Genomic DNA, 14,448 nt, shown 5'->3' on the forward strand with positions numbered 1-14,448 from the left:
CGGGGTCGGCGACCACGAGCCGCCGCAGCAGATCGAGCCCCTCCCCCTCGCCGACCCGCAGCCGCCCCCAGAACTCCGCCCCGAACCCGCCGACCGCGCCCTCCCCGACCCGGTCGGCGAGCCGCCGCAGCACGGGCAGATACGGCCGCGCATCCCGCACCTCCCCGAGCACCCCACCGAGCAACCGTGCGGCCCACCAGCCCCCTTCCCCACGCCGCCCGAGCCGACCACCGGCACGGGAAGCGGCGGCCGCCCCGGGCCCTGCGGGTCCTCCGGCGCGCGGCGCGGGCAGCGGCGCCCCACTGGGAAGGCCGCCGCCACGCCCCACCGACGACCCCGCCCATCCGAGCGCGGCCCGGGACGGGTCGGGGGCTCCGCGCTCGACGCCTGGCGGCAGCCCGGCGGGGCCGGCCGGAGGCCGGACGGCCTCTGCGGCATCGGCGGCCCACGCCGCCTGCGCGGCCGTCGTGGCCGCGGGTGCCGCGACGGTGACCCCTCCCGGGGCCGGCCCGGTCGCGGCGGCCGCCCGGTGGCGGCCCCGGGCGGGAGGGGTGTCGTCGGGGGCGGCCGGGGCGGAGGGGAGGGCGTCGATCAGGTACGTCAGGCGCGGGGTGAGGCCCGTGGGGCCGTGGTCGTGGTGGAGGTGGTGGAGGGACTGGAGGACGGGGCCGATGCGGTGGTGGGGGACGGGGAGGGGGGCGGGGTGGTGGATCAGGGTGTCGAGGGCGCGGTCGATGTCGAGGTGGGCGCCCTGGAGCCAGTCGGCGAGCTCCTCGTGGGCGAAGCGGTAGCCGCTGCCCGCCGGGACGAGGAGGGACTCGGTGAGGACGGCGGAGGCCCAGCCGGTGCGCCAGGGGAAGAGTTCCTCGAAGGACGCCCGGTCCAGTTCGCCCTGGCCGGGGCCGAGGCAGCGGCGGGCGGCCTCGTGGACCCGGCCGCTGACCTTCGCGGCGAGGCGGCGCACGGCGGTGCCGCGCAGGACGGGGCGGCCCGCGGCGGCGATGCGGACGGCGACGCGCAGGCACATCAGGTCCAGGTGGGCCTGGAAGATCTCGTGCCGGTCGGGCCGCCCGGGCAGCTCGCCCCGCGCGGCCGCCCTGACCTCGCCGAGCAGCCGCAGCGCGAGCGGGTGGCGGGCGTCCTCCTCGGCGATGCCGTCGTCGGGGACGCCGTGGCGCCGCCGGGCTTCGGCCGCCTCCGCCTCGGTGAGGTCGCCCAGGACGACGGTCGCCGGCTCCGTCTCGTACAGCCCGCACGCCTCCTCCCAGTGCTCGGGCCGGCAGGCGACGAAGAGCCGGGCGCCGTGCTCGGCGAGCCACCGCTCGGTGGCGCCGGTCCAGGCGGCGAGGCGGTGGGCGAGCTGCGGCGGCATCTCCTCGGGGCCGTCGAGGACGACGACGAGGGGGCCGTGGGCGGCGGCCTGCTCGGGCGTGACGGAGGCGGGGTCGCCGGGTGTGCCGGAGGCGGCGGCGACGCGCCCGGCCCGCCGCAGGGCGCGGCCGACGGCGTCCGCGACGGAGCGGTCCTCGGCGTGCAGGTCGGCGCCGCGCAGCCAGACGGTGGGGGCGGGCTCCGGCGCGTGGGCGCGGGCCCGGGCCAGGCAGGCGAGGGCGGTGGTGCGGCCGGTGCCGGGGGCGCCGACGATCGCGAGGACGGTCGCGGTCCCGTCGTCGTGGACGCGGGCGGCGGGCAGGTCCTCGCAGGCGCCGGTCGTCGTCGCGGTGAGCTCCAGGACGCCGGCCGGGTTGAGGTCGTGGCCGTAGCAGGGGACGGTGGCGGCGTTGCGGCGCAGGAACGGGGCGAGCGGTCCGTCGGTCGGGAGGGGCAGGGCGTGGCCGGCGGCGCGCCGGTCGCCGTGCCGGGCGGTGCCGAGGACGGCGAGGACGGCGCCGGTGACGGGGTCGAGGACGGGCCCGCCGGCGGGGCCGCCGTCGTGCAGGGCCTCGGCGCCCTCGGTGCCGATGGCGAGTTCGAGCGCGGGGCCGGCGGTGGGGCCGAGCACGCGGGCCTCGCGCCAGCCGTGGGCGGCGATCCGCACGTACGTACCGGGTTCGAGGGCCTGCCGGGTGGAGAGCGGCAGGGGGCGGGCGTCCAGGCCCCCGGTGCGGACGAGCGCGAGGCCGCTGTCGGGCAGCGGGGTGATGTCGGCGGGCTCGGCGCGGACGGCGCGGCCGCCGGGGGTCCGCAGCAGCAGGCCGTCGGGGCCGGCGGCGGCGACGACCTCGTGGCCGGTGAGGACGGTGCCGTGGTGGTCGACGAGGAATCCGGTGCCCACGGCGCGGCCGGACGGATCCTCGATCCGTACCAGCGTCGCCCGGTCCCCGCTCCCCATGCTCCGACGGTAGGCGGCCGGTGATCACCGGGGCAGTGGGCCGGCCGAACGCGCCCCCTCGCGCTCCCCCCGTTCACTTCGAGCGCTTCCCCGAAGGGGTGAAGGGAGGGGAAGCGAGGGGCGGGGCACCCACAGGTGCCCCGCCCACGCGAGCCCGAGGGCCGCGCTCCGGCTCAGCCGAAGACGGCCAGGCTCTTCGCCTTGCCGCGCTGCGCCTCGACCAGGGCGAGCAGCCGCCCGTCCGGGCCGAAGACCGCGACCGGGCCCGGCGGATACTCCGGCATCTCCAGGCGGACGCCGTTCAGCAGCAGGCGCGCCCGCTTCTCGTCGACGTCCCAGCGCGGGAACGCCGCCGCGGCCGCGTCGGCGACCGGCATGACCGTCAGCTCCTCCTGGAGCTGGTCCAGGGTGCGGGCCGCGTCCAGCTTGTACGGGCCGACCCGGGTGCGGCGCAGCGCGGTCAGATGGCCGCCCACGCCGAGTCCGGCGCCGAGGTCCCGGGCGAGCGCCCGGATGTAGGTGCCGGAGGAGCAGACGACGGAGACGACCAGGTCGACGACCGGGGTGCCGTCCTCCGCGGTGGCCTCCCGCACGTCGTACACCCGGAAGGAGGAGACGGTGACCGGCCGGGCCGGGATCTCGAACTCCTCGCCGCCGCGCACGCGGGCGTAGGACCGCTTGCCGTCGATCTTGATGGCGGAGACCTTCGACGGGACCTGCATGATGTCGCCGGTGAGCTCGGCCACGCCCGCGTCGATCTGCTCGCGGGTGACCTTCGACGCGTCGACCGACGCCGTGATCTCGCCCTCGGCGTCGTCGGTGACGGTGGTCTGCCCGAGGCGGATCGTGCCCAGGTACTCCTTCTCGGTCAGCGCGAGGTGACCGAGCAGCTTGGTCGCCCGCTCCACGCCGAGGACGAGGACGCCGGTGGCCATGGGGTCGAGCGTGCCGGCGTGGCCGACCCGGCGGGTCCTGGCGATCCCGCGCATCTTGGCCACGACGTCGTGCGAAGTGAAGCCCGACGGCTTGTCGACGATGACAAGCCCGTCGGGCGTGGTGGTTGCCTTGCTCATTCGGCGGCTTCGTCCTCGCCGGGCTTCTTGTACGGGTCGGGTTCGCCGGCGAACGTGGCGCCCGAGGACGCCTCGCGCACCTTGGCGTCGGAGGCCCGCACCCGGTCGAGGAGGTCCTCCAGGTTCCGGGCGGTCTCCGGGAGGGCGTCGGCCACGAAGGTGAGCGTCGGGGTGAACTTGGTGCCCGCGGCCCGGCCGACGGCCGAGCGCAGGATGCCCTTGGCGCTCTCCAGGCCGGCGGCGGCGCTGGCCCGCTCCTCCTCGTCGCCGTAGACCGTGTAGAAGACCGTGGCCTCCCGCAGGTCACCGGTGACGCGGGTGTCCGTGATGGTCACGTGCGTACCCAGGCGCGGGTCCTTGATGCCGCGCTGCAGCTTCTCGGCGACCACCTCCCGGATGAGGTCCGCCAGTTTCTTCGCCCGCGCGTTGTCGGCCACTGGTCCTTCTCCTTCTTTGCCTTGCACATTCAGTCTTCATCAGTGTGGAGCCTGCGTCGCACCGACAGCAGTTCCACCTCGGGACGGGCCGCGACCAGCCGCTCACAGCGGTCGAGCACGTCCGACACGAACCCCGCGTCCCCCGCGACCAGCGCGACCCCCACACGGGCCCTGCGGTGGAGGTCCTGGTCGCCCACCTCGGCCGCGCTCACGGAGAACTTGCGCTGGAGCTCGGCGACGATGGGCCGGACGACGGAGCGTTTCTCCTTCAACGAATGGACGTCGCCGAGGAGCAGATCGAAGGACAGGGTCCCCACGTACATGCGGTGCCGGATGTCCCGCCGGTTCGGGTTCGACGGCCTGCCGGGCGACGGCCCGACAGGAACATCAAAACCGTACACGCAACGGCCGGGGCCGATCGACGGAAATACTTCCCGCCGACCGGCCCCGGTCTCAGCGCTGTGCGTTACGCGCGCGGCTTCTCGCGCATCTCGTACGTCGCGATGACGTCGTCGACCTTGATGTCGTTGAAGTTTCCGAGGTTGATACCACCCTCGAAGCCCTCGCGGATCTCGGTGACGTCGTCCTTGAAGCGGCGCAGACCCTCGATGTTGAGGTTCTCGGCCACGACCTTGCCGTCGCGGATGAGGCGCGCCTTGGTGTTGCGCTTGACCTCGCCCGAGCGGATGAGGACACCGGCGATGTTGCCCAGCTTGGACGAGCGGAAGACCTCGCGGATCTCCGCCGTACCGAGCTCGACCTCTTCGTACTCCGGCTTGAGGAGGCCCTTGAGCGCCGCCTCGATCTCCTCGATCGCCTGGTAGATGACCGAGTAGTACCGGACGTCGACGCCCTCGCGCTCCGCCATCTGCGCGGCACGGCCGGCCGCACGGACGTTGTAGCCGATGACGATGGCGTCGGAGCCCATGGCCAGGTCGATGTCCGACTCGGTGACCGCACCCACACCGCGGTGCAGGACACGGATGTCGACCTCTTCGCCGACGTCGAGCTGGAGCAGGGAGGACTCCAGGGCCTCGACCGCACCGGACGCGTCGCCCTTGATGATGAGGTTGAGTTCCTGGATCTGACCGGCCTTGAGCACCTTGTCGAGGTCCTCGAGGGACACCCGGCGGACGCGCTTGGCGAAGGCGGCGTTGCGCTCCCGCGCGGCGCGCTTCTCGGCGATCTGGCGGGCCGTGCGGTCCTCGTCGACGACGAGGAAGTTGTCGCCGGCGCCCGGGACGTTGGTGAGACCCAGGACCAGGACCGGAGTCGACGGGGTCGCCTCCTCGACGTTGTTGCCCTTGTCGTCGAGCATGGCCCGGACACGGCCGTACGCGTCGCCGACGACCATCGTGTCGCCGATGCGCAGCGTTCCGCGCTGGACGAGGACGGTCGAGACCGCACCGCGGCCGCGGTCGAGGTGGGACTCGATCGCGATGCCCTGCGCGTCCTGGTTCGGGTTGGCCCGGAGGTCCAGGGCGGCGTCGGCGGTGAGGACGACGGCCTCGAGCAGCTTGTCGATGTTCAGGCCCTGCTTGGCGGAGATGTCGACGAACATCGTGTCGCCGCCGTACTCCTCCGCGACCAGACCGAACTCGGTGAGCTGACCGCGCACCTTGGTCGGGTCCGCGCCCTCGACGTCGATCTTGTTGACCGCGACCACGATCGGCACCTCGGCCGCCTTGGCGTGGTTCAGCGCCTCGATCGTCTGGGGCATCACACCGTCGTTGGCCGCCACCACGAGGATCGCGATGTCGGTCGACTTCGCACCACGGGCACGCATGGCGGTGAACGCCTCGTGACCCGGGGTGTCGATGAAGGTGATGGCCCGGTCCTCGTCGTTGACGCGGGTGGCGACCTGGTAGGCACCGATGTGCTGGGTGATGCCACCGGCCTCGCCCGCGACCACGTTGGTCTTGCGGATGGCGTCGAGGAGTCGGGTCTTACCGTGGTCGACGTGACCCATGACGGTCACGACCGGCGGACGGGAGACGAGCTCTTCCTCGCCGCCCTCGTCCTCGCCGAACTCGATGTCGAAGGACTCGAGCAGCTCACGGTCCTCCTCCTCCGGCGAGACGATCTGAACGGTGTAGTTCATCTCGTCGCCGAGGAGCTGCAGCGTCTCGTCGGAGACGGACTGCGTGGCCGTGACCATCTCGCCGAGGTTCATCATGACCGCGACGAGCGACGCCGGGTTGGCGTTGATCTTCTCCGCGAAGTCGGTGAGGGACGCACCGCGCGACAGGCGAATGGTCTCGCCGTTGCCGCGAGGCAGCATCACGCCGCCCACGGACGGGGCCTGCATGGCCTCGTACTCCTGGCGCCTCTGCCGCTTCGACTTGCGACCGCGACGCGCGGGACCGCCGGGACGACCGAAGGCGCCCTGCGTGCCACCACGGCCACCGGGGCCGCCGGGACGGCCGCCGAAGCCGCCGGGACGACCGCCGAAGCCGCCGCCACCGCCGCCGGGACCACCCGGGCGACCGCCGCCGCCACCGGGACCACCGGGACGGCCGGCGAAGCCGCCGCCACCGCCGCCGGGACCGGCCGGACGACCGGCGAAGCCGGGACGACCGCCGCCGCCACCGGGACCGCCGGGACGACCGCCGGGGCCACCCGGGCCACGGCCGCCGGGGCCCGGACGCGGGCCGGCCGCGGGACGCTGCGGCATCATGCCCGGGTTCGGACGGTTACCGCCGGGCGCGCCGCCCGGACGGGGAGCCTGCGGGCGGGGCATGCCGCCCGGGGTCGGACGCGCACCCTGGCCCTGCGGACGCGGGGCGCCGGGCACGGCACCGGGGCCCTGCGGACGCGGCGCGCCCGGAACGGCACCGGGGCCGCCGGGACGCGGCGCGCCGCCACCCGGACGGGGCGTCTGGGGACGCGCCATGCCGGTGGAGCCGCCGGAGGTGAAGGGGTTGTTGCCCGGACGGGGACCGGCCGGACGGGCACCCGGACGCGGGGCCTGCTGGCCGCCGGGACGCGGGGACTGCTGACCGGGGCGCGGGGCCTGCTGGCCCGGGCGGGCACCGGTCGGACGCGGACCGGGGGCCGCGCCGCCGGGGCGCGGACCGGCGGCCGGGGCCGACGGAGGCGCGGTGAACTCCGGGGTGGTCGGAGCCGGGGCGGCGGGCGCCGGCTTGGGCGCGGCCGCGGGCTTCGGACCCGGGGTGGGACGGGGACCCGGGGCGGCGGGGGCCGCCGCGGGCTTCTCGGCGGCCGCGGGCTTGGGCGCCGGGGTGGGCGCTCCAGGCTTCGGGGCAGCCGGACGTGCGGCCTGCGCCGGGGAGGGCGCGGGGGCCGGCTTGGGGGAAGGCGCCGCCTTGCGGGGGGCGCCGGGCTTCGCCGCGGTCTTGCCGGCGTTGCCGCCGGGACCCTGCAGCGCGTCAGTCAACTTGCGCACGACCGGCGCCTCGATCGTCGAGGACGCCGAACGGACGAACTCACCGAGTTCTTGGAGCTTGGCCATGACGACCTTGCTCTCCACTCCGAACTCCTTGGCGAGTTCGTATACCCGGACCTTAGCCACTTCGCTCCTTTGAGGTCCGGTTACCGCCGGACCGTCGCTACTTCATGGGCGTACTCATCGCGTACTCATCGAGTGCTCATCGCAATCTCGACCTACTTCCAACTCGCGAGGTACCTGACCGCACGGGGTTCCGTGCCGTACTTCTTGTTCACTGCGGTGCCGCCTGCTCGACGTGGTGGCGCAGCGTCGCCGTGTCGAGCGGGCCCTGGGCCCTGAAGGCCCTCGGGAACGCCCGGCGACGGACCGCCAGGTCGAGACAGTGCAAGGCGGGGTGCACGTACGCACCCCGGCCGGGCAGCGTACCGCGATGATCGGGGACGCACTCGCCCTTATTCATCACGATCCGCAGCAGGTCGCTCTTGGCCGCTCGCTCCCGGCATCCCACACAGGTTCGCTCAGGGCACGCGCGGGCATGCGTCCGGCCAGACACTATTAAGTCTACCTCCCCGTAGCGACCTCACCCGTTCGGGGCAAAAATCGAACAGTCGTTGGCCAAAAAAGGTCTTCGCCGTGCGGCGGCGCCGCTCAGCCCTCCTGGTCCGACGGCCCGCCCGGCTCGGTGTCCGGGCGGATGTCGATCCGCCATCCGGTGAGCCGTGCGGCCAGACGGGCGTTCTGCCCCTCCTTGCCGATGGCCAGGGACAACTGGTAGTCGGGCACCGTCACCCGGGCCGAACGGGCGGCCAGGTCGACGATCTCGACCTTGGAGACCCGCGCCGGGGACAGGGCGTTCGCCACCATCTCGGCCGGGTCGTCCGACCAGTCGACGATGTCGATCTTCTCGCCGAGCAGCTCCGCCATCACATTGCGCACCCGGCTGCCCATGGGGCCGATGCAGGCGCCCTTGGCGTTCAGGCCCGAACGGGTGGAACGGACGGCGATCTTCGTGCGGTGACCGGCCTCACGCGCGATGGCGGCGATCTCGACGGAACCGTCGGCGATCTCCGGCACCTCGAGCGCGAAGAGCTTCTTCACCAGATTGGGGTGCGTGCGCGACAGGGTGACGGACGGACCGCGCACACCCTTCGCCACCCGCACGACGTACGTCCGCAGCCGCAGACCGTGCGTGTACTCCTCGCCCGGCACCTGCTCCTGCACCGGCAGGATGGCCTCCAGCTTGTCGTCCAGCTTGACGAGGACGTTCTTCGGGTCCTTGCCCTGCTGCACCTGGCCGGCCACGATGTCGCCCTCGCGGCGGGCGTACTCGCCGAAGGTGACGTCGTTCTCGGCGTCCCGCAGGCGCTGCTGGATGACCTGGCGGGCGGTGCTCGCCGCGATCCGGCCGAAGTCCGACGGCGTGTCGTCGAACTCCTTCGGCTGCTGCCCCTCCTCCAGCTCGGCGGGGTCTTCCTTCGCCCACACCGTCACGTGACCGGTGCTCTTGTTCAGCTCCACGCGCGCGTGGCGGCGGGCGTCCGGGGTGCGGTGGTACGCGATGAGGAGGGCCGACTCGATCGCCTCGACCAGCATCTCGAAGGAGATTTCCTTCTCCTGTGCCAAGCCCTTCAGGAGCTTCACGTCGATGTCCACGGCTACGCCTCCTCTTCCTTCTTGTCCTTGCGGTTGAACTCGATCTCGACACGCGCCTTGGCGATCTCCGTGAACTCCACCCGGCGGGCGGTGGCCTTGCGGCCCTTCACGCCCGGCACCTCGGTGTCCAGACCGTCCTCGTCCACGGCCAGGATGCGGGTGACGACCTCGCCGCCGCCGGCCTCGGGCGTCAGCAGCAGCTTCACCAGACGGCCGGTGGCGCGCACGTAGTGACGGTGCTGGGTGAGAGGGCGGTCGGCGCCCGGCGAGCTGACTTCGAGGACGTACTCGCCCTCGCCCATCGCGTCCGTCTCGTCGAGCTTCTCGGAGATGACGCGGCTCAGCTCGGCGCAGGCGTCCAGCTCGACACCCTCGTCCGAATCGACGATGACCCTCAGCAGTCCGCGGCGGCCGGCCCGGGACACCTCGATCTCTTCGAGGTCGAGGTCCTTCGCGTGAACGAGCGGCTCCAGAAGACCGCGCAGCCGTTCGCTCTGGGTGGTGCTCATCCGGGTGACTCCTCGGCCGCGTGTGCTGTTGTGGGTTCGTCGCGTGTCAGATCAAAGGGTATCCGGTCCAGGAGGGTGTTGCCGTCCACCGGGCCGGGGGCCGCGGGTACGCTCGCCTGCGGTGATCTTCGAAGATATTCGAACACGCGAGGGAGTAGGCGTGACGACAGTGGGCAGGCGCGCGCTCCTCGCGGCGGGCGCGGCGGCGACCCTCGCGGGCTGTACGTCCGGCGGGAACGACACCCCGAGGAAACCCGACGCGGCCGAACGGGCGGCACGCGCGGAGGCGGCCCTGCGCACCCGCTCCGCGAACACCAGCCGCGACCTGCTGCTGCGGTACGACGCCGTGATCTCCGGGCACCCGGCGCTCGCGGCCCGGCTCGCGCCGCTGCGGGCCTCGGTCGCGGCCCATGTGAAGGCGCTGGGCGAGGGCGGGGCGCCCCAGGCGCCCGGCTCCGCCGCGACCGGCTCCCCCTCCGGATCCCCGTCGCCCTCCCCCTCGCTCGCCTTCATCCGCGTACCCGCCGATCCGGACGCGGCGCTGAAGATGCTCACCACCGCCGTACGGGCGACCGCCGACAGCCACACCGCCGCCCTCCTGACCGCGCCGCCCGAGTACGCCCGGCTGCTCGCCTCCGTCGCCGCCTCCGGCGCGGCCCACGCCTATCTGCTGACGGCTCCGACCGAAGGGGGCCGGGGATGACCGCGCTCGACGCGGCCCAGGCCGCACTCGCCGCCGAGCACGCCGCCGTGTACGGCTACGGGGTCGTCGGCGCCCGCGTCGGCGACGCCCGGCGCCCCGAGGCCACCGCCGCCTACGAGGCCCACCGCGCCCGGCGCGACGCGCTGCGCCGCACCGTACGGGACCTGGGCGCCGTGCCGGTCGCCGCGGCCGCCGGCTACGCCCTGCCCTTCCCGGTGCCCGACGGCGCCGCCGCCGTCCGCCTCGCGGCCGTCCTGGAGGAGCGGATCGCCGGCGTCTACTCCGACCTGGTGCGCTCCGCCGACGGGCCGCTGCGGCGGGACGCGGCGGCCGCGCTGCGCGAGGCGGCGGTGCGGGCGGTCCGCTGGCGCGGCAGCGACGTAACCTTTCCTGGGCTCGCCGAACGGGCCTGAGCCGAGCCGAAGGAACAACGCACGTATGGGTTTCGAACCGCCGCAGCGACTGGTGCGGGCCCTCGGCGAGACGTACGGGGACGCTGCCGCGGCCGAGTGGCTCGGGAGGCTCCCGGACCTCGCCCGGGAGACGCTCGACCACGCCGGTCTCCCCGCCGAGCGGGTGATGGCCCCCGGCGGGCGCAGCAGCCTCGTCGTGCTAGTCCCCGACGCCGTCGTGAAGATCGCCCCCGGATTCACCCGGCCGGACCTGGAGCGGGACGCGCTCGCGCACTGGAACGGCTGGGGCGCGGTCCGGCTCCTCGACGAGACGGCGGAGGGCGCGCTGGTCCTGGAGCGGCTGCACCCCGAGGTGTCGCTGCGCTCCCTGCCGGAGGCGAAGGCGCTCCTGGAGGCCGCCGGGACCGTGCGGAGGCTGTGGGTGGAGCCGCCCGCCGGCCACGGCTTCGAGTCGGTCGCCGAGCGGACGGCCCGGCAGGCGTCGGCCATGGACCCCTACCGGGCCGACCCCGAGGCCGGCGCCCTGGTGGCCGCCGCGCTCGCCGCCCGCGACGAGCTGGTCGCCGGGCCCGCGGAGAGCCTGCTGCTGCACGGCTGCTTCCGGCAGGGCAAGGTGCTGGCCGGTGACCGGGCCCCGTGGCTCGCGGTCGGCCCCGAGCCCCTGGTCGGCGAGCGCGCCTACGACCTGGCGCGGCTGGTACGGGACCGGGTGGAGGACCTGGTGGCCTCCTCGGCCGGCGCGTCCTCGGCCCGGCGGCGGGTGAACAAGCTCGCCGACTCCCTGGAGCTGGACCGGGAGCGGCTGCGCGGCTGGACCCTGTTCCGCGCCGTCGAGTCCGCGACCCGGGCGCTGACGGCGGGGCGGCGGGCGGACGGGGAGCTGTTGCTGGAGTTCGCGGGCTGGCTGTAGGGGAATACCCTGGCTGTAACCCTTCCTGAGGGGGCCGTGATGATCGAAGAAATCCTGATGGCGGCCGCGGGGGCGGGGGCGGCGACCGCGGCGTACGTGGGCGCTGCCGCGCGGGTGGTGAAGCAGTACGAGCGCGGGGTGGTGTTCCGCTTCGGGCGGCTGCGCGGCGAGGTCCGCAAGCCCGGGTTCACCATGATCGTTCCCGTCGTGGACCGGCTCCACAAGGTGAACATGCAGATCGTCACGATGCCCGTCCCGGCCCAGGAGGGCATCACCCGGGACAACGTGACGGTGCGGGTGGACGCGGTCGTCTACTTCAAGGTGGTCGACGCGGCCGAGGCGCTGGTGCGGGTGGAGGACTACAAGTTCGCCGTCTCGCAGATGGCGCAGACCTCGCTGCGGTCGATCATCGGCAAGAGCGACCTCGACGACCTGCTGTCCAACCGGGAGAAGCTCAACCAGGGCCTGGAGCTGATGCTGGACTCGCCGGCGATCGGGTGGGGCGTGCAGATCGACCGGGTGGAGATCAAGGACGTCTCCCTGCCGGAGACGATGAAGCGGTCGATGGCCCGGCAGGCGGAGGCGGACCGGGAGCGGCGGGCGCGGCTGATCAACGCGGACGCGGAGCTGCAGGCGTCGAAGAAGCTGGCGGAGGCGGCGCATCAGATGGCGGACGCGCCGTCCGCGTTGCAGTTGCGGCTGCTGCAGACGGTCATGGCCGTCGCCGCCGAGAAGAACTCGACGCTGGTGCTGCCGATCCCGGTGGAGCTGCTCCGCTTCCTGGAACGCGCGGCGCCCGTGCCTCCGGGGCATCACGGGGCGGCCGTGCCGCCGCCGGTGCCGCCGTGGAGCGAGGCGTATCGGGCGGGGCGGGGGGCGGGGCAGGACGCGATCGAGGACCTGACCGGCACGTCCGTAGAACCAACCCCCCACGAAAACGGCGGCTGACCCCGCCCCCGTGCGGGCCCGCGCCCCGCGCCCGTGTGGGCAATCGTCCCGCAGGGCGGGACGGGTGGGCACACGGGACGGCGCCCATGCGGGCGCCTTCCGCACCTGCACCTGGCCGCACCACGAGCACGGCGCACCAGTGGTGGAGGTCAAAGCACCAGGAGCCTAGGCCCGGCAAAGGGCACCGTTCCGTTGTGCCCACCCGTTCCGCCCCAGCGGAACGAATGCCCACAACGGAGGTGGCGGAGGTGCCGGGCGGGCGCCGGCCCGGCGGGAGCGGCAGCCCGGGCGGGGCCGAGGGTGGGCACCGCACCAGCGGGGCGGATCCAGCAAACAGGGGCGGTGTCAGGGCGTCAGGGGGCGGCCCATCTGGATGTCGTCGACGTATTTTCCGGCCAGGAGGAACTCGCCCGGTAGGACGCCCTCGACGGTGAAGCCCTCGGTTTCGTAGAGGGTGCGGGCGGGGGTGTTGTGGGCGAGGACGCGGAGGGTGAGGCGGAGGGCGCCCTCCGCGCGGGCGCGGGCCGCCGCGGCCCGCAGGAGGGCGCGGGCGACACCCCGGCCGCGGGCGGAGTCCGCGACGGCGAGGCCCTGGATCTGGCGGACGTGGGCGTTGCAGGGCAGCGGCGTCGGCGGGACGACCCGGACGTAGCCCACGACCGCTCCCCCGAGCTCGGCGACCAGGTAGTGCCCGGGCCGGTGCCGCTCGTCGTAGAAGGGCTGCCCCGGCTCCGGCGCGGGCATCACCGCGTGGAGGGGCGACCAGGTGGTGCGGTCGAGTTCGGCCAGGGCCTGCTCGTCGGCGGCCCTGGCCTCGCGTATCCGAATCTCCGGCACGATCATGCGGGCCACTGTGCCACGTCGGGACGGCGAAGGGCAGGATGGGCCCATGCAGCCCTCCTCGCAACACGACTCCCCTCAGGCCGCACCCCGGGCGCGCCGCCGCGTCGCCGTCACCGGGGCGTCCGGCCTCATCGGCTCCGCCCTCGTGCGCTCGCTGCGCGCCGACGGCCACGAGGTGCTGCGGCTCGTCCGGCGGCCCGCCCGGACCGCCGACGAGGTGGAGTGGGACCCGGCCCGGCTCCACGTGGACGCCGCCGGTCTGGTCGGCGTGGACGCGGTGGTCCACCTCGCGGGCGCCGGCGTCGGCGAGCGGCGCTGGACCGAGGCGTACAAGAAGGAGATCCGCGACAGCCGCGTGCTCGGTACGCGGACGATCGCCGAGGCCCTCGCCTCACTCGCGGACCCGCCCGAGGTGCTGGTCTGCGGGACGGCTCTCGGCTGGTACGGCGACACCGGCACCCGGGCCGTGGACGAGAGCGCGCCCGCGGGCGAGGGTTTCCTGCCGTCGGTGTGCGTGGAGTGGGAGGCCGCGGCGGCGCCCGCCGAGGCGGCCGGGATCCGCGTGGCGTACGCCCGTACCGGCCTCGTGGTGGCCCGCGAGGGCGGGGCCTGGGGCCGGCTCTTCCCGCTCTTCCGGGCCGGGCTCGGCGGGCGGATGGGCGACGGCCGCCAGTACTGGAGCTTCATCTCCCTCCACGACGAGGTCGCCGCGCTGCGGCACATGGTCGACACGCCGTCGCTGTCCGGCCCGGTGAACCTGACCGCGCCCGAGCCGGTCACCAACCGGGAGGTGACGGCGGCGATGGGGCGCGTGCTGCGGCGCCCGGCGTTCTGCCACGTCCCCGCGCCCGCGCTGCGGGCCGTGCTCGGCGAGTTCGCGCAGGACGTGCTGGGGAGCCAGCGGGTGCTGCCCGGGCGGCTGTTGGAGACCGGCTTCGACTTCGCCTTCCCGACGATCGACGACTCGGTGCGGGCCGCCGCACCCTGACGCTGCGTCAACCCGAGGGAACGTCCGGCGAAGCGCCCGGCTGAGGCGTCCGGCTGAGGCGTCCGGCGGGGGTCGTGCGCCGGGGCCGCGTGTGCTCCCCCGTGCTGCGCGCACGCCCGTCGCGCGCGGCTTCCCGGGGCCGGAGCACTGCCTAGTCTCTTGCGAACTCGGGCATTCCGGGGGCTGCTTGGGGGCATAGGCCCCACACAGCGCGACCGACCTGGGGAGGG

General features: G+C 74.3%; 13 protein-coding genes and 1 pseudogene. 5 read left to right on the top strand and 9 right to left on the bottom strand.

The features are described 5' to 3' along the window. Window positions 1-649: 649 nt before the first annotated feature. From ABZ135_RS28725 to rimP, 8 genes and pseudogenes are all read right to left on the bottom strand, one after another. Window positions 650-2,332: pseudogene (locus ABZ135_RS28725) on the bottom strand (serine protease); the annotation flags it as partial. A 173-nt stretch (window positions 2,333-2,505) separates the two neighbouring features. Next, on the bottom strand, window positions 2,506-3,405 hold the full coding sequence (gene truB, locus ABZ135_RS28730) for a tRNA pseudouridine(55) synthase TruB (RefSeq protein ID WP_356699559.1): 900 nt from the start codon (window positions 3,403-3,405) through the stop codon (window positions 2,506-2,508). After that, entirely contained in the window at window positions 3,402-3,842 is a 441-nt protein-coding gene (gene rbfA / locus ABZ135_RS28735) for a 30S ribosome-binding factor RbfA (protein WP_356699560.1), read from the bottom strand. Before rbfA ends, truB begins: the two co-directional genes overlap by 4 nt. 29 nt (window positions 3,843-3,871) lie before the next feature. Continuing rightward, window positions 3,872-4,165 carry a DUF503 domain-containing protein gene (locus ABZ135_RS28740; protein WP_345485252.1) on the bottom strand — a complete coding sequence of 98 codons (294 nt, stop codon included), beginning with the start codon at window positions 4,163-4,165 and terminating at the stop codon, window positions 3,872-3,874. Between the two features lie 143 nt (window positions 4,166-4,308). Further along, window positions 4,309-7,374: a translation initiation factor IF-2 gene (gene infB / locus ABZ135_RS28745; protein ID WP_356699562.1), complete on the bottom strand. Its 3,066-nt coding sequence runs from the start codon at window positions 7,372-7,374 to the stop codon at window positions 4,309-4,311. Between the two features lie 148 nt (window positions 7,375-7,522). Next, entirely contained in the window at window positions 7,523-7,804 is a 282-nt protein-coding gene (locus tag ABZ135_RS28750; RefSeq protein ID WP_356699564.1) for a YlxR family protein, read from the bottom strand. A gap of 95 nt (window positions 7,805-7,899) precedes the next feature. Beyond that, a complete protein-coding gene (gene nusA / locus ABZ135_RS28755) occupies window positions 7,900-8,904 on the bottom strand; it encodes a transcription termination factor NusA (RefSeq protein ID WP_356699565.1) in 1,005 nt (334 codons plus the stop codon). A 2-nt stretch (window positions 8,905-8,906) separates the two neighbouring features. After that, the gene (gene rimP, locus ABZ135_RS28760) at window positions 8,907-9,413 is read right to left on the bottom strand and encodes a ribosome maturation factor RimP (protein ID WP_356699567.1); all 507 of its coding nucleotides are present in this window, start codon (window positions 9,411-9,413) and stop codon (window positions 8,907-8,909) included. 160 nt (window positions 9,414-9,573) lie between these two features. Here rimP and ABZ135_RS28765 point away from each other — a divergent pair, with 160 nt between their 5' ends. The 4 genes from ABZ135_RS28765 to ABZ135_RS28780 are packed head-to-tail and all read left to right on the top strand — an operon-like array spanning window position 9,574 to window position 12,387. Then, window positions 9,574-10,116 carry a hypothetical protein gene (locus ABZ135_RS28765; protein WP_356699569.1) on the top strand — a complete coding sequence of 181 codons (543 nt, stop codon included), beginning with the start codon at window positions 9,574-9,576 and terminating at the stop codon, window positions 10,114-10,116. Further along, complete coding sequence (locus tag ABZ135_RS28770; protein ID WP_356699570.1) at window positions 10,113-10,529, top strand: ferritin-like domain-containing protein; 417 nt, start codon at window positions 10,113-10,115, stop codon at window positions 10,527-10,529. Before ABZ135_RS28765 ends, ABZ135_RS28770 begins: the two co-directional genes overlap by 4 nt. Before the next feature lie 25 nt (window positions 10,530-10,554). Then, window positions 10,555-11,439, top strand: coding sequence for an aminoglycoside phosphotransferase family protein (locus tag ABZ135_RS28775; protein ID WP_356699572.1), 885 nt, complete (start codon window positions 10,555-10,557; stop codon window positions 11,437-11,439). 39 nt (window positions 11,440-11,478) lie between these two features. Then, entirely contained in the window at window positions 11,479-12,387 is a 909-nt protein-coding gene (locus ABZ135_RS28780) for a slipin family protein (RefSeq protein WP_356699573.1), read from the top strand. 345 nt (window positions 12,388-12,732) lie between these two features. Here ABZ135_RS28780 and ABZ135_RS28785 read toward each other — a convergent pair whose 3' ends face one another. After that, window positions 12,733-13,230 carry a GNAT family N-acetyltransferase gene (locus tag ABZ135_RS28785; RefSeq protein WP_356699574.1) on the bottom strand — a complete coding sequence of 166 codons (498 nt, stop codon included), beginning with the start codon at window positions 13,228-13,230 and terminating at the stop codon, window positions 12,733-12,735. Window positions 13,231-13,276: 46 nt separating this feature from the next. Between ABZ135_RS28785 and ABZ135_RS28790 the strand changes: the two genes are divergently transcribed. Then, window positions 13,277-14,218: a TIGR01777 family oxidoreductase gene (locus ABZ135_RS28790; protein ID WP_356699576.1), complete on the top strand. Its 942-nt coding sequence runs from the start codon at window positions 13,277-13,279 to the stop codon at window positions 14,216-14,218. Window positions 14,219-14,448: the final 230 nt, after the last annotated feature.

It is taken from the genome of Streptomyces sp. NPDC006339 (assembly GCF_040612775.1).
Lineage (GTDB): Bacteria > Actinomycetota > Actinomycetes > Streptomycetales > Streptomycetaceae > Streptomyces.

What these genes read in the sequence shown, in the direction of transcription:
- ABZ135_RS28790 (WP_356699576.1), top strand. Translation starts at nt 13,277, where the DNA reads ATGCAGCCCTCCTCGCAACACGACTCCCCTCAGGCCGCACCCCGGGCG.
- ABZ135_RS28770 (WP_356699570.1), top strand. Translation starts at nt 10,113, where the DNA reads ATGACCGCGCTCGACGCGGCCCAGGCCGCACTCGCCGCCGAGCACGCC.
- ABZ135_RS28775 (WP_356699572.1), top strand. Translation starts at nt 10,555, where the DNA reads ATGGGTTTCGAACCGCCGCAGCGACTGGTGCGGGCCCTCGGCGAGACG.
- ABZ135_RS28780 (WP_356699573.1), top strand. Translation starts at nt 11,479, where the DNA reads ATGATCGAAGAAATCCTGATGGCGGCCGCGGGGGCGGGGGCGGCGACC.
- ABZ135_RS28785 (WP_356699574.1), bottom strand. Translation starts at nt 13,230, where the DNA reads ATGATCGTGCCGGAGATTCGGATACGCGAGGCCAGGGCCGCCGACGAG.
- rimP (WP_356699567.1), bottom strand. Translation starts at nt 9,413, where the DNA reads ATGAGCACCACCCAGAGCGAACGGCTGCGCGGTCTTCTGGAGCCGCTC.
- ABZ135_RS28740 (WP_345485252.1), bottom strand. Translation starts at nt 4,165, where the DNA reads ATGTACGTGGGGACCCTGTCCTTCGATCTGCTCCTCGGCGACGTCCAT.
- truB (WP_356699559.1), bottom strand. Translation starts at nt 3,405, where the DNA reads ATGAGCAAGGCAACCACCACGCCCGACGGGCTTGTCATCGTCGACAAG.